The sequence below is a fragment of the Streptomyces sp. NPDC058880 genome (assembly GCF_042742535.1).
In the GTDB taxonomy this organism is placed as follows: Bacteria; Actinomycetota; Actinomycetes; order Streptomycetales; family Streptomycetaceae; genus Streptomyces.
The window spans coordinates 56,696-69,692 of sequence record NZ_JBHYMC010000034.1; the positions used below are offsets into that span (position 1 = coordinate 56,696).

The window sequence follows — 12,997 nt, forward strand, 5'->3', positions numbered from 1 at the left end:
AGACTGACGAACCCCCACCCCCTGATGCCGCCATCCCGTTGCTTTTCCTCCCCGAGCGCACCACGAACGTGACACGAACGTGCTGCGGATACGTCCATGAAAGCCCCGAGGGGTCACACCGGCGACCACCCGTGTGTAGCTTGGGCCGTGGTCTGAGACCCTGTTTAACCAGAGCATGCAATGAGGCTGGGAACCAGCGAGTCGCTGACAGCCGGAAGGACGGCCGTGCACATCGTCATCATGGGTTGCGGAAGAGTGGGCTCCGCCCTCGCGCAAACCCTGGAACAGCAGGGTCATACGGTCGCAGTCGTCGACCAGGACCCCACCGCATTCCGCCGGCTCGGCGCCGGTTTCGGCGGCCGCCGCGTCACCGGGGTCGGCTTTGACCAGGACACCCTGCGGGAGGCGGGAATCGAGGACGCGGGCGCGTTCGCGGCCGTCAGCAGTGGTGACAATTCCAACATCATCGCCGCCCGGGTGGCCCGGGAGATGTTCGGCGTCGAGAACGTCGCCGCGCGCATCTACGACCCCAAGCGCGCCGAGGTCTATCAGCGTCTGGGCATCCCCACCGTCGCCACCGTGCGCTGGACCGCCGACCAGATGCTGCGCCGGCTGCTGCCATCGGGCGCCGAGCCGCTGTGGCGGGACCCGAGCGGCGGCGTCCAGCTCGCCGAGGTGCACACCTCCCCCGCCTGGATCGGCCACAAGGTCAGCAAGATCCAGGACGAGACCGGCGTGCGTGTCGCGTTCCTCACCCGGCTGGGCGAGGCCATGCTGCCGACCTCCCAGACGGTGCTGCAGGAGGGCGACCTCGTCCACGTGATGATGCGCACGGACGAGATCGACAAGGTCGAGGCGGTCTTCGCCGAGGGGCCTGAGGAGGCACACGCATGAGGGTCGCGATCGCCGGGGCGGGAGCGGTGGGCCGCTCCATCGCGGGCGAGCTGCTGGAGAACGGCCACGAGGTGCTCCTGGTCGACAAGGCGCCGACCGCCATCTCGGTGGAGCGGGTGCCGCAGGCCGAGTGGCTGCTGGCCGACGCCTGCGAGATCACCTCGCTGGACGAGGCGGCGCTGCAGCGCTGCAACGTGGTCATCGCGGCGACCGGGGACGACAAGGTCAACCTCGTCGTCTCGCTGCTCGCGAAGACCGAGTACGGGGTGCCGCGCGTGGTGGCCCGCGTCAACAACCCGAAGAACGAGTGGCTCTTCAACGAGTCCTGGGGCGTGGACGTCGCGGTCTCCACGCCGCGCCTGATGTCGGCCCTGGTCGAGGAGGCCGTGAGCGTCGGCGACCTGGTACGGCTGCTGCGCTTCAGCCATGGCGACGCCAACCTGGTCGAGCTGACCCTTCCGGCCGACTCCTCGGTCGCGGGTACGCAGATCAGCGAGATCAGCTGGCCCGAGGACACCTCGCTGGTCACGATCATCCGGGGCAACCGGGTGCTGACGCCGCACGGCGAGGAGACCCTGGAGCCGGGCGACGAGCTCCTGTTCGTGGCCGCCCAGGCCCGCGAGGAGCAGCTGGAGGACCTCCTCCAGGCCCGCCGCTAGCCCTGCGGGTCCGCTCGTCGGGCGAAGGGGGCGCGCCCGGCCGGGTGCGCCCCCGCTCGCTCTTCGGGTACCGCCCGATCAGGCCTTCGGCCTGGCGGCCGCAGCCTCGGCGGCCTCCTTGGCCTCCCACTCCGCGATCACGTCGATCGGCGGCGGCGCCTTCGCCAGGAAGACCCAGGTGAAGTACACCGCGAGCACCATCGGCGGGAGTTTCAGCGCGATCAGCACCCAGCCCAACTGTGTCGCGTCGCCCCACCAGTACAGCGGGAAGAGGATCGCGTACTTGGCGAGGAAGATCAGCCCCCACGCCAGGCTCGCCTTGGTGTACGCCTTCTTGCGCCCCGGGTTACGGGTGCGCCAGGACAGGTTCTCCTTGAAGACCGGCCCGAGGATCACGCCCAGCAGCGGGAAGCCCACCAGCGCCGAGACCGTGAAGGCCAGGCCCAGGCAGACGCCGTAGATCATGCCCGGCAGGTAGAAGCCCTTGGCGCTGCCCGTGAACAGGGCGAAGGCCACGCCCACGCCCACGCCGAACACCCCGCTGAAGGCGTGCTTGACCGTGTCCTTGCGCAGCAGCCGCACGATCACCAGCAGGACGGCGACCGCGCCCGCCGCGATGGCGGACATCTTCACGTCCTTGTTGACCGTGTAGATCATCACGAAGAGCAGCCCGGGGAGCATCGTCTCGATGGTGCCCCGGACACCTCCGAACGCGTCGAACAGGGCCGCCTGTGTCACGGCCTTCTGGTCCTCGGACGGCTCGGTGCCGGGCTCCGGGTTGGTCGGTTTGTCGAGTGGCATCGCCGGTTACTGCTCCTGTCCGAGCGGTCGGAGTTCGTACTTCGGGTTGAACAGCACCCGACGGCCGTGGCTCAGCGAGATGCGTCCGGAAGCGGTCATGCGCCGGCCGGGCTCGATTCCCACGATCGAGCGACGCCCGAGCCAGACCACGTCCAGCGCGCCGGAGCCGTCGAACAGCTCAGCCTCCAGGGCCGGGACGCCGGCCCGGGGGCGCAGGGTGACCGTGCGGAGGGTGCCGGTCACCTTGACTATCTGGCGGTCGTCGCAGTCGCAGATCCGTGTACAGCCCGCGGCTTCTGCGTCCTCCTGCAGCTCCGCCGAATGCAGCTCCTCCTGCGAGGTCGACAGCCGCTCGATCATCCGGCGGAACCGGCCCGCCGACCTGGCCGGCTTCGCGGGACTCCCGGGACGCGGTTCAGCACTCATACAGGAAAGCCTACCGGCGCACCGACTACCTCTCGAAGCGGTATCCCATGCCCGGCTCGGTGATGAAGTGCCGCGGACGCGAGGGGTCCGCCTCCAGCTTGCGCCGCAACTGGGCCATGTAGACCCTCAGGTAGTTCGTCTCGGTGCCGTACGAGGGTCCCCAGACCTCCTGGAGCAGCTGCTTCTGGCCGACCAGCTTGCCGCCGTTGCGGACCAGGACCTCCAGCAGGTGCCACTCGGTGGGCGTCAGCCGTACGTCGTGCCCCTCGCGCACCGCCTTCTTGGCGGCCAGGTCCACCGTGAAGCCCTCGGTCGCCACGACCGAGCCGTCCGCGCCGGACCCGGCGGACGGTTCGGCCCGGCGGACGGCGGCGCGCAGCCTGGCCAGCAGCTCGTCCATGCCGAAGGGCTTGGTGACGTAGTCGTCCGCCCCCGCGTCCAGGGCCTCCACCTTCTCGTCGGAGCTGTGCCGGGCGGAGAGGACCAGGATCGGCACGCGGCTCCGGCCGCGCAGCCCCCTGATCACCTCCACCCCGTCCATGTCCGGCAGACCGAGGTCGAGGACGACCACGTCGGGGTGGCGGGCGGCCGCGAGCTCCAGTGCGCTCGCGCCGTCGGAGGCGGCGTCGACCTCGTACGTGCGCGCCTTCAGATTGATCACGAGGGCTCGGACGATCTGCGGCTCGTCGTCCACCACGAGCACCCGGGTCATCGGCGTCCTGCCTTCTGTCGCGTCGTCCGGCCACGGTCGTGACCGGTGTCGAGTGGGTCGGTCCCGGCGCGGTCCGTGCCGGCGTGGTGGGGCCCGGCACGGTCCGTGCCGGGGGGACGCGAGGCTCGGGAAGCGTCTCCCCCGGGCCCGCCGCCGTACCCGCCGCGCCCGGCGTCCGCGCCGTCCATGCCGCCCGTGCCGTCCGCGCCGTCGGCCGTACCCGAGACCGGTATCGGGGCCGGGGCCGGGGCAGGCCGTCGGGACACCGCCCGCAGGGTCAGCACCATGGTCAGCCCGCCGCCGGGGGTGTCCTCGGCCGCGAGGGTGCCGTTCATGGACTCGGTGAAGCCGCGCGCGACGGCCAGCCCGAGGCCCACCCCGGCGCCGCGCGGGGCGTCCCCGTACCGCTGGAAGGGGGCGAAGATCCGGTCCTTGGCCTCGTCGGGGACGCCCGGCCCACGGTCGACGACCCGCATTTCGACCCGGTCGCCGAGGCAGCTGGCCGCCACCAGCACCGGTTCGCCGGCCGGGCTGTACTTGACGGCGTTCTCCACGACGTTGGCCACGGCCCGCTCCAGCAGCCCGGGGTCCGCCGCCACCATCGGCAGCGACTCGGGCACGTCCAGCAGCACGCTGTCCTCCGGTACGCCGCCCAGCGCCATCGGGACCACCTCGTCGAGGTCGATCTCCCGGATCAGCGGGGTGACCGTCCCGGTCTGCAGCCGTGACATGTCGAGGAGGTTGCCCACCAGGTGGTCGAGGCGGTCGGCGCCGTCCTCGATGCCCTCCAGGAGCACGGCCCGGTCTTCCTCGGACCATTCCACGTCGTCGGAGCGCAGCGAGGTGACGGACGCCTTGATGGAGGCGAGCGGCGTGCGCAGGTCGTGGCTGACGGCGGCCAGCAGGGCGGTGCGGATCCGGTTGCCCTCGGCCAGCCTGCGGGCCTCCTCGGCCTCGCCGACCAGGCGCTGGCGGTCCAGGACCACGGCCGCCTGGGCGGCGAAGGCGCCGAGCACCCGGCGGTCCTCCGCCGGCAGGACCCGCCCGGACAGCGCGAGGGCCATGTGGTCGCCGATCGGCATGTCTACATCGGCGTCCTCGGGCCGGGCCACCGCACCGGGGCCGACGCTGCCGGCCGGCTTCCAGGGCTCCCGGTCGCCGGTCCGCTCCAGCAGGGCCACCGACTCCATGGCGAAGGTCTCGCGCACCCGCTCCAGCAGCGCGTCCAGCGTGGTCTCGCCGCGCAGCACGCTTCCGGCGAGGAAGGAGAGGATCTCGGACTCGGCGCGCAGACGGGCGGCCTGGTGGGTGCGCCGGGCGGCCAGGTCCACCACCGAGGCCACCGAGACGGCCACGCCGAAGAAGACGGTGATGGCGAGGATGTTCCTGGGGTCGGACACGGTGAACCGGTGCAGCGGGGGCGCGAAGAAGTAGTTCATCAGCAGCGAGCCGAGCGCTGCGGAGGCGAGGGCCGGCCAGAGCCCTCCCAGCAGCGCGGCGGCCACCGTCAGCGACAGGAACAGCAGCATGTCGTTGGCGAGCCCGAGGTCCGCGTCGACGTGCGTGAGCAACAGGCACAGCAGCAACGGCAGGACCGTTCCCACGACCCAGCCGGCCGCGGTCCGGTTGCGGCCGAGCTGGGCCGCCGTGCGGGCGGCGGGCAGGCCGCGCCCCCTGGCGACCTCTTCGTGCGTGACGATGTGGACGTCGAGGTCGGGGCCGGCGTCGCGGGCCACCCCGGCGCCGACGCCGGGGCCGAAGACGTACTGCCAGGGGCGGCGGCGGCTGGAGCCGAGCACGATCTGGGTGGCGTTGACCCCGCGTGCAAAGGCCAGCAGGGCGTCGGGAATGTCGTCGCCGATGACGTGATGGAACGTTCCTCCGACGTCCTCGACCAGGGCGCGCTGAACCGCGAGTTCCTTCGGCGAGGCGGCGGTCGGGCCGTCGCTGCGGGCGACGTATACGGCGAGGATCTCGCTGCCCGAGCCCTTGGCCGCCATCCTCGACGCACGCCGGATGAGGGTGCTCCCCTCCGGGCCGCCGGTCAGCCCGACGACGATCCGCTCCCGTGCCTGCCAGGTCGAGGGGATGCCGTGCTCGCCCCGGTACTGCTGGAGGTACTCGTCCGCCCGGTCGGCCACCCACAGCAGTGCGAGCTCGCGCAGCGCGGTGAGGTTGCCCGGCCGGAAGTGGTGGGAGAGCGCCGCGTCGATCATCTCGGGCCCGTATATGTTCCCGTGCGCCATGCGCCGGCGCAGCGCCTGCGGGGACATGTCGACCAGTTCGACCTGGTCGGCCCGGCGGACGACCTCGTCGGGCACGGTCTCCTGCTGCCGCACCCCGGTGATCGACTCGACGACGTCCCCGAGCGACTCCAGGTGCTGGATGTTGACGGTCGAGACGACGTCGATGCCGGCGCGCAGCAGCTCCTCCACGTCCTGCCAGCGCTTGGCGTTGCGCGAGCCGGGAGCGTTGGTGTGCGCGAGCTCGTCCACCAGCGCGACGGCCGGGCGGCGGGCGAGGAGCGCGTCCACGTCCATCTCGGTGAGGGGGGCGCCGCGGTGGGCCAGGGTCCGGCGCTCGACCTGTTCCAGGCCGTGGAGCACGGCCTGCGTGCGCGGTCGCCCGTGGTGCTCGGCGAAGCCCACGACGCAGTCCGCGCCCCGCTCCGTCCTGCGGTGCCCCTCGGAGAGCATCGCGTGGGTCTTGCCCACGCCGGGTGCCGCGCCGAGGTAGATCCTGAGCTTGCCGCGTCCCATGGGCTCATTCTCGGGGACGTCCGGTCCGGGCCGGCACCCGTCCCGGCCCCGGGGCCGATCCCTGACGGATCTCTGACGGAACTCGGACGGAACTCCGCCAGGGGCCCGATCCGGAGCGCCGGGCTCCGCCCCGGGCGCGCGAGAGCCGGTGGGCCCCTCCCTGAAGGAGGGGGCCCACCGGCCGGGAACACGACGCGCCCCCCTGTGCGCGGGGGCCGTCCGGGGTCGGCGGGTCAGCGGACCTCGGTGATCTCCGGGCCGCGGTCGAGCTGGCCCATGCCGCCGCCGAAGCGGGAGCCTTCCTGGTCCTCCGTCTGCACGCCGTCCGGCACCATCTGGGCGTCGTTCGGGAGCTTCAGGACGATCGGGTCGCGCGGGGCCATCGGGCCGTCGCCGCGGACGACGACGGTGTCCCGGAAGATCTGCTCCAGCACGCCCGCCGACTCGGGGCGCACCGCGCCCTGGCCGGAGATGACGCCCCGCAGGAACCAGCGCGGGCCGTCGACGCCGACGAAGCGAACCAGCTGGGCACCGGTCTGCCCGTCCGGCAGCGGGACGGGGACCTGCGCACGCAGTTCCCAGCCCAGTGCGCCCTGGACCTCATCGATGATGCCGCCCTGCTGGGTGATGCCCGCGGCGATCTCGTCGCGGACCTCGCCCCAGATGCCCTCCTTCTTGGGGGCGGCGAAGGCCTGCAGCTGCACGGCGCTGTCACCCAGCACCACGGTGGCGGCCACGATGGCGTCCCCGGCCACCTCGACGCGCAGTTCCATGCCGTCGACACCGGGTACGAAGATGCCGCCCAGGTCGACCCGGCCGTCGGTCGGGTTGCCGGGCACCTCGGAGACGTCCCAGGGGCCGTCCGGCCGCGGGGCCGGGGGCAGGTTGATCCGGCGCGGCGCGGCAGCGCCGTCCGACTCGCCCGTGTCGTCCTGCTCAGCGGCGGCGACGCCGTCTACGACCTGCTCGGCCGCGCCGCCGTCCTTGGCGGAGTCGTTCTTCTTGCGACGTCCGAACACGTCACTGTCCTTCCCGGTCGGTAACGACCGAAGCGTAGCCATTCCCACCCTGCTGACCAGCCCCGGATCCGGCCACGGCCGCATGACCGCCGGTGGAGCCGAAGCCCCCCTCGGCCCGGGCCGAGCCGGGAAGTTCCGCCACCTCGTGGAAGCGCACCTTCTCGACCCGCTGGACAACCAGCTGGGCAATGCGGTCGAAACGCTCGAACCGGACGCTCTCGCGAGGGTCGAGATTGACCACGATCACCTTGATCTCTCCACGGTACCCGGCATCCACCGTCCCCGGGGCATTCACGAGCGCGAGCCCGCAGCGCGCGGCCAGCCCCGAACGCGGGTGCACGAAGGCCGCGTACCCGTCGGGCAGGGCGATCGCGACCCCCGTGGGCAGCACCGCGCGCTCACCGGGCTCCAGCACGGCGGCCTCGGTGGTGACCAGATCGCAGCCGGCGTCGCCGGGGTGCCCGTACGCCGGAATGGGAACCTCCGGATCGACGCGGCGCAACAACACGTCGACGTCGCGGCGGGATCCGTTGTTGCTCAGGGACATCAGGGATTCACCTCAAAGGCGCGTGCACGCCTGACCTGGTCCGGGTCGGCCATCGCCGCCTGGATCTCCTCGGGCCGTCCGTTGTCGATGAAGTGGTCGACCTTCACCTCGATGAAGAGCGCGTCGGCGCGGACCGCGACCGGGCCCTCCGGCCCGCCTATCCGGCCCACGGCCGTGCAGTAGATCTTCCGGCCGGCGACGGCGGTGACCTCGGCCTCCAGGTGGAGCACGGTGTCCACGGGCACCGGCCGCACGAAGTCCGTCTCCAGCCGTCCGGTCACCGCGATGACGCGCAGCAGCCAGTTCAGAGAGCCCAGCGTCTCGTCGAGTGCGGTGGCGAGCACCCCGCCGTGGGCGAGCCCCGGCGCGCCCTGGTGCGCGGGCCTGACGGTGAACTCGGCGGTGATGCGCACGCCCTCGCCCGCGCGGGCCTCCAGGTGGAGTCCGTGCGGCTGGCCCCCGCCGCAGCCGAAACAGTGCTCGTAATGGGCACCGAGGAGCTCACCGGGTGCCGGGGCGTCGGGATGCCGGACCGGTGCGACGGCATCGGCCGGGGGCGTCAACGCTGTGTTTCGTCCACTCACAGCCGCAGACCTTACCCGCGCGGCTACCCGCCGGTCGCCTCGTGGCAGGCTTGAGCACATGCAGCCCTCCACCGCGCACCACGACGAACGCCTGACCGCCCCCCGCTCCTGGTGGGGCATCGCCGTCCTGACCGGACTCGCGGGCGCGTTGATGCTGCTGCCCCTGGGCACCATGCCCCTGCTGGCCGGCCTCGTCGGCGGGACGGCGCTGGCCGGGTTCCTGGTGAGTTCGTACGGCTCCGCGCGCGTGCGCGTGGTGAACGGTGCGCTGGCCGTCGGCGACGCCCGGATCCCGGTGTCGGCGCTGGGCGAGCCCGAGATCCTGGACACCGAGGAGGCGCGCGCCTGGCGCACCTACAAGGCGGACCCCCGGGCCTTCATGCTGATGCGCAGCTACGTGCCGACGGCGGTGCGCGTCGAGGTCACCGACCCCGCCGACCCGACCCCGTACGTCTACGTCTCCACCCGCGAGCCGCAGGCCCTGGTCTCGGCGCTGCGTGCGGCGCGGGCGGCCTGAGGGGCCGGCCCCGCAGTGCCGGGCGGCCGGCCGCCGAACGCGTCAGTCGCGCGTGAAGTACCGCGGACCCTCCAGGGCTGCCCTGGTGGCCTCGGGAAGGGGCTCCACGGGTCGTTCCAGGGGCGGCAGGGCGCGCAGGGCCTCCCAGGCCACCGCCTGTCGGCGCAGGTCTCCACGGACCTTCTCGGCGAGTTTGCGGGTGTCGCGGCGGTTCATGACCGCTCCGACCGCCGCGCCCACCATGAACGGCATGAGGTTCGGCAGGCTGCGGAACATCCGCTTCATGATCTGCTGACGCAATTCGCGCTTCATCTGCCCGCCGAGCGCGGCGTTCAGCGTGGTGGGCTTGGTGAGGTCGACCCCGCGCTCTTCCGTCCACGCGGTCAGGTAGGCGAACGTCCGCTCCCTGAGGTTGCCGGGCGGCCGCTGGCCGTAGACCTCGTGGAGCTCCGCGACGAGCTTCAGCTCGATCGCCGCGACTCCGGTGATCTCCGCCGCGAGCTCGGCGGGCATCGCGGGCGGCACGGGCAGCATGGCCGCCGCGCCGATGCTGGCGCCGACGGTCGCCGAGGCCGCGGTGGCGCCCGCGATCAGCTTGTCGGCGAGCTGCTCGGGTCCGAGGCCGGGGAACTGCGCGCGCAGCGTCGCGAGGTCACGGACCGGGACGCGCGGAGCGTTCTCGATGATCCTGTCGGTGACGTAGAGGGCGGCGCCGCGCACGCCTTCGCCGCCCTTGCGCACTCCGTTCCTGACCGCTTGCAGCCGGCGGCTCCCGCCACCGCGCCGGGACCCCTCGCCGGACTCCGCGACCGGCGCCGCCGAAGCCGCGTCGGAGGGAGCGGCGAGCGCCGCACTGGCGGAGTCGCCGGGGGCGGCTTCGAGACCCGTCTCCGGGTCCGTGGTCACCGCCTGCGTCTCCGCCGGATCACCCTGCTTTCGGAAGACACGCTTCCGAAAGGGTGTCGAGCCAGTCACGGCCGACACCTCTCAGTCGCAGTCGCGGCAGATCGGCTGACCGTTCTTCTCGCGCGCCAGCTGGCTGCGGTGGTGCACCAGGAAGCAGCTCATGCAGGTGAACTCGTCGGCCTGCTTGGGCAGGACCCGGACGGCGAGCTCCTCGTTGGAGAGGTCCGCACCGGGAAGCTCCAGGCTCTCGGCCGAGTCGAATTCGTCCATGTCGACGGACGAGGACGACTTCTCATTGCGTCGAGCCTTGAGCTCCTCGATGCTGTCGTTGTCGACGTCGTCGTCGGTCTTGCGCGGAGTGTCGTAGTCCGTTGCCATTTTTCGCTCTCCCCCTCTGGGTGTTAGCGGTGTCTCAGCGCACGTAACGCACGAGAGGCCGGACTTGTGCCCGACCTGAGGCGGAGATTTTGCCTCACATCAAGGTCTGTTACTCAATCGACACCCAGCCGCCCGCCCGAAGGGGCGATCGGCTGGGATGACGACCGGGACCGTACACGGTCCGGGCGCCGTCTTGCACAAACGCCACCCCGTGTATTTCCCGCCATTCGAGGGGCCGGAAACCCGGACTTCCCGGGCGTTCCGGCCGCCCCCGAGTCACCGAACTCACAGGGCCGGACACCGCCGACTGTGATCGATCACACAGGAGGTGCTGGGTTCAGGGGCCAAGTATTCAGCCAAAAGCGAACACGGGGCGGTGGTCTCAGCAGGGCAGAGTGACACGCATCACGAGGCCACCGCCCTCCCGGGGCGTCGCCTGGATCCTGCCGCCGTGTGCGCGCGCCACGGAGCGCGCGATCGACAGGCCCAACCCGACACCCTTGTCACTGCCCGTACGCTCCGTACGCAGCCGCCTGAACGGCTCGAAGAGGTTGTCCACCTCGTACGCGGGAACCACGGGACCCGTGTTCGACACCAGGAGCACCGCCTGGCCGTGCTGGGCCTCGGTGGTGACCTCCACCCAGCCGCCCTCCGGCACGTTGTACCGGACGGCGTTCTGCACCAGGTTGAGGGCGATCCGCTCCAGCAGGACTCCGTTGCCCTGGACGACGGCCGGCCCGCGCTCGCCGCGGATCTCCACACCCTTGGCCTCGGCCTCGCCCCGCACCTGGTCGACGGCGCGCGAGGCGACCTCCGCGAGGTCCACGGGCTTGCGCTCGACGATCTGGTTCTCGCTGCGGGCCAGCAGCAGCAGGCCCTCGACCAACTGCTCGCTGCGCTCGTTGGTGGCGAGCAGGGTTTTGCCGAGCTGTTGGAGCTCCACCGGGGCGCCCGGATCGGACAGGTGCACCTCCAGCAGGGTCCGGTTGATCGCCAGCGGCGTCCGCAACTCGTGCGAGGCGTTGGCGACGAACCGCTGCTGGGCGGTGAAGGCCCGCTCCAGGCGGTCGAGCATCTCGTCGAAGGTGTCGGCGAGCTCCTTGAGCTCGTCGTCCGGCCCGTCCAGCTCGATGCGCCGGGTGAGGTCGGACCCGACCACCCGGCGGGCGGTACGGGTGATCTTGCCCAGCGGCGACAGCACCCGGCCGGCCATCGCGTAGCCGAAGGCGAAGGCGATGATGCTCAGGCCCAGCAGGGCCATCAGCGAGCGGCTGAGCAGGTCGTCCAGGGCGTGCCTGCGCTGCTCGAGGGCACACTTGCCGATCGCCGCGTTGAACTGTTCGTACGACTGTCCGATGCCCACGCCGGGGCAGGCCGTGCTGGCGACCTGAACGTTCTGTCCGCCGACGATCTGGAAGGGCATGGCGTAGCCCTGCCGCAGGGCCTGGGCCGCCAGCAGGTAGATGATCGACAGCAGCAGGATGCCCGCGATCAGGAACATCCCGCCGTACAGCAGCGTGAGGCGTATCCGAATGGTCGGCCTCAGCCACGGGAAGGGACCCTCGGGCTGTCCGGGGTCCCAGGTCGGCTTCGGCGGCGCCGTCGGTGGGGCCGGGGTGGTCGCCACGTGGTCAGATCCGGTATCCGGAGCCGGGCACCGTCACGATGACGGGCGGCTCGCCCAGCTTGCGGCGCAGGGTCATCACCGTCACGCGCACCACGTTGGTGAACGGGTCGGTGTTCTCGTCCCAGGCCTTCTCCAGCAGCTGCTCGGCCGAGACCACGGTCCCCTCGCTGCGCATGAGGACCTCCAGCACCGCGAACTCCTTCGGCGCCAGCTGCACCTCCTTGCCCTCGCGGAACACCTCGCGCCGGTTCGGGTCCAGCTTGATCCCGGCCCGCTCCAGTACGGGCGGCAGCGCGACGGTGGTCCGCCGCCCGAGCGCCCGCACCCGGGCGGTCAGCTCGGTGAAGGCGAACGGCTTGGGCAGGTAGTCGTCGGCCCCCAGCTCCAGGCCCTCCACCCGGTCGCTCACGTCGCCCGAGGCGGTCAGCATCAGCACACGGGTGGGCATGCCGAGCTCGACGATCTTCCGGCAGACGTCGTCACCGTGCACAAGGGGGAGGTCCCGGTCGAGCACGACCACGTCGTAGTCGTTCACGCCGACCCGCTCCAAGGCGGCGGCGCCGTCGTACACGACGTCCACGGCCATGGCCTCCCGGCGCAGGCCGGTGGCCACCGCATCGGCGAGCAGCTGCTCGTCCTCGACGACGAGTACGCGCACGTCGTTTCCTTCCTCCGAGCCCAAAAGGGCACACGTTGTTGCGTCGTACATCCTGCCCGTTTCGGCCGTAAACCGGCTGTAAGGCGGGCCAGGGAGGGGCCTGCGGGGGCGGAAGTGGGGATTCCCCGGCCGGGAGAGGTTTCTGCGCCCAGTGTGCCGGGGAGGACGTGAGCACACCCCATCCACTCCCTGACGGCGGTACTGCCCCGTGCCGCCGCCGACCCACGAAGAGGGGGCGAACCCATCATGGACGCATTCACCGCGGGTCTCCTGCAGCGCATCAGGGCCACGCAGTCGGATCTCAGGCACGCCCGCGAGACGGGTGACGACTTCCTCGCGGAAGTGGAACAGGCGGAGCTGGAAGACCTCCAGCGACTGGCCGCCGAGCACGGCGTCCCGGTCACGGCCGCCGCGCCCGCCTGCTGACCGGCCGCCGCGCCGACCGGCCGCCGAGCGGCCGCTGAGCACCGGCTCCGGGACGACATGGACCCCGGCCGCCCCCTTCGGGCG

15 protein-coding genes are annotated in these 12,997 nt (G+C 71.8%); 4 read left to right on the forward strand and 11 right to left on the reverse strand.

The window, feature by feature from the left end; genetic code table 11:
• Positions 1 to 225 precede the first annotated feature (225 nt).
• Together ACFW2G_RS20110 and ACFW2G_RS20115 are read left to right on the forward strand one after the other, a co-directional pair.
• Positions 226 to 894 carry a TrkA family potassium uptake protein gene (locus tag ACFW2G_RS20110; protein ID WP_037929616.1) on the forward strand — a complete coding sequence of 223 codons (669 nt, stop codon included), beginning with the start codon at positions 226 to 228 and terminating at the stop codon, positions 892 to 894.
• The gene (locus ACFW2G_RS20115) at positions 891 to 1,553 is read left to right on the forward strand and encodes a TrkA family potassium uptake protein (RefSeq protein WP_030650639.1); all 663 of its coding nucleotides are present in this window, start codon (positions 891 to 893) and stop codon (positions 1,551 to 1,553) included. Before ACFW2G_RS20110 ends, ACFW2G_RS20115 begins: the two co-directional genes overlap by 4 nt.
• Positions 1,554 to 1,631: 78 nt before the next feature.
• Here the strand turns inward: ACFW2G_RS20115 and ACFW2G_RS20120 are convergent, their stop codons facing one another.
• The 7 genes from ACFW2G_RS20120 to ACFW2G_RS20150 form a co-directional block, all read right to left on the reverse strand.
• Entirely contained in the window at positions 1,632 to 2,354 is a 723-nt protein-coding gene (locus tag ACFW2G_RS20120; protein ID WP_037929618.1) for a DUF3159 domain-containing protein, read from the reverse strand.
• A 6-nt stretch (positions 2,355 to 2,360) separates the two neighbouring features.
• Positions 2,361 to 2,780 (reverse strand): OB-fold nucleic acid binding domain-containing protein, encoded by a 420-nt coding sequence (locus ACFW2G_RS20125; protein WP_078557123.1) that lies wholly within the window; start codon positions 2,778 to 2,780, stop codon positions 2,361 to 2,363.
• A gap of 25 nt (positions 2,781 to 2,805) precedes the next feature.
• Positions 2,806 to 3,492 (reverse strand): response regulator, encoded by a 687-nt coding sequence (locus tag ACFW2G_RS20130; RefSeq protein ID WP_384452181.1) that lies wholly within the window; start codon positions 3,490 to 3,492, stop codon positions 2,806 to 2,808.
• Positions 3,489 to 6,251 carry a DUF4118 domain-containing protein gene (locus tag ACFW2G_RS20135; protein WP_384581569.1) on the reverse strand — a complete coding sequence of 921 codons (2,763 nt, stop codon included), beginning with the start codon at positions 6,249 to 6,251 and terminating at the stop codon, positions 3,489 to 3,491. Before ACFW2G_RS20135 ends, ACFW2G_RS20130 begins: the two co-directional genes overlap by 4 nt.
• A gap of 233 nt (positions 6,252 to 6,484) precedes the next feature.
• Positions 6,485 to 7,270: a DUF3710 domain-containing protein gene (locus tag ACFW2G_RS20140; RefSeq protein ID WP_037929626.1), complete on the reverse strand. Its 786-nt coding sequence runs from the start codon at positions 7,268 to 7,270 to the stop codon at positions 6,485 to 6,487.
• Between the two features lies 1 nt (position 7,271).
• The gene (gene dut, locus ACFW2G_RS20145; protein ID WP_037929629.1) at positions 7,272 to 7,817 is read right to left on the reverse strand and encodes a dUTP diphosphatase; all 546 of its coding nucleotides are present in this window, start codon (positions 7,815 to 7,817) and stop codon (positions 7,272 to 7,274) included.
• Positions 7,817 to 8,401: a PaaI family thioesterase gene (locus ACFW2G_RS20150; RefSeq protein ID WP_037929631.1), complete on the reverse strand. Its 585-nt coding sequence runs from the start codon at positions 8,399 to 8,401 to the stop codon at positions 7,817 to 7,819. Before ACFW2G_RS20150 ends, dut begins: the two co-directional genes overlap by 1 nt.
• A gap of 58 nt (positions 8,402 to 8,459) precedes the next feature.
• Here ACFW2G_RS20150 and ACFW2G_RS20155 point away from each other — a divergent pair, with 58 nt between their 5' ends.
• Entirely contained in the window at positions 8,460 to 8,918 is a 459-nt protein-coding gene (locus ACFW2G_RS20155) for a DUF3093 domain-containing protein (RefSeq protein WP_037929634.1), read from the forward strand.
• 42 nt (positions 8,919 to 8,960) lie between these two features.
• Here ACFW2G_RS20155 and ACFW2G_RS20160 read toward each other — a convergent pair whose 3' ends face one another.
• From ACFW2G_RS20160 to ACFW2G_RS20175, 4 genes are all read right to left on the reverse strand, one after another.
• Positions 8,961 to 9,893 (reverse strand): hypothetical protein, encoded by a 933-nt coding sequence (locus ACFW2G_RS20160; RefSeq protein ID WP_384581567.1) that lies wholly within the window; start codon positions 9,891 to 9,893, stop codon positions 8,961 to 8,963.
• 12 nt (positions 9,894 to 9,905) lie between these two features.
• On the reverse strand, positions 9,906 to 10,202 hold the full coding sequence (locus ACFW2G_RS20165) for a DUF4193 domain-containing protein (RefSeq protein WP_030036261.1): 297 nt from the start codon (positions 10,200 to 10,202) through the stop codon (positions 9,906 to 9,908).
• A gap of 382 nt (positions 10,203 to 10,584) precedes the next feature.
• The gene (locus ACFW2G_RS20170; RefSeq protein ID WP_384452197.1) at positions 10,585 to 11,829 is read right to left on the reverse strand and encodes a sensor histidine kinase; all 1,245 of its coding nucleotides are present in this window, start codon (positions 11,827 to 11,829) and stop codon (positions 10,585 to 10,587) included.
• Between the two features lie 4 nt (positions 11,830 to 11,833).
• Entirely contained in the window at positions 11,834 to 12,487 is a 654-nt protein-coding gene (locus tag ACFW2G_RS20175) for a response regulator transcription factor (protein ID WP_030008767.1), read from the reverse strand.
• Between the two features lie 246 nt (positions 12,488 to 12,733).
• Here ACFW2G_RS20175 and ACFW2G_RS20180 point away from each other — a divergent pair, with 246 nt between their 5' ends.
• Complete coding sequence (locus ACFW2G_RS20180; RefSeq protein WP_037929641.1) at positions 12,734 to 12,913, forward strand: hypothetical protein; 180 nt, start codon at positions 12,734 to 12,736, stop codon at positions 12,911 to 12,913.
• Positions 12,914 to 12,997: the final 84 nt, after the last annotated feature.

Bases quoted from the DNA above. Each gene is read 5' to 3' on its own strand.
- ACFW2G_RS20180 (WP_037929641.1), top strand. From the start codon at position 12,734: ATGGACGCATTCACCGCGGGTCTCCTGCAGCGCATCAGGGCCACGCAG.
- ACFW2G_RS20125 (WP_078557123.1), bottom strand. From the start codon at position 2,780: ATGAGTGCTGAACCGCGTCCCGGGAGTCCCGCGAAGCCGGCCAGGTCG.
- ACFW2G_RS20165 (WP_030036261.1), bottom strand. From the start codon at position 10,202: ATGGCAACGGACTACGACACTCCGCGCAAGACCGACGACGACGTCGAC.
- ACFW2G_RS20155 (WP_037929634.1), top strand. From the start codon at position 8,460: ATGCAGCCCTCCACCGCGCACCACGACGAACGCCTGACCGCCCCCCGC.
- dut (WP_037929629.1), bottom strand. From the start codon at position 7,817: ATGTCCCTGAGCAACAACGGATCCCGCCGCGACGTCGACGTGTTGTTG.
- ACFW2G_RS20135 (WP_384581569.1), bottom strand. From the start codon at position 6,251: ATGGGACGCGGCAAGCTCAGGATCTACCTCGGCGCGGCACCCGGCGTG.
- ACFW2G_RS20130 (WP_384452181.1), bottom strand. From the start codon at position 3,492: ATGACCCGGGTGCTCGTGGTGGACGACGAGCCGCAGATCGTCCGAGCC.
- ACFW2G_RS20115 (WP_030650639.1), top strand. From the start codon at position 891: ATGAGGGTCGCGATCGCCGGGGCGGGAGCGGTGGGCCGCTCCATCGCG.
- ACFW2G_RS20120 (WP_037929618.1), bottom strand. From the start codon at position 2,354: ATGCCACTCGACAAACCGACCAACCCGGAGCCCGGCACCGAGCCGTCC.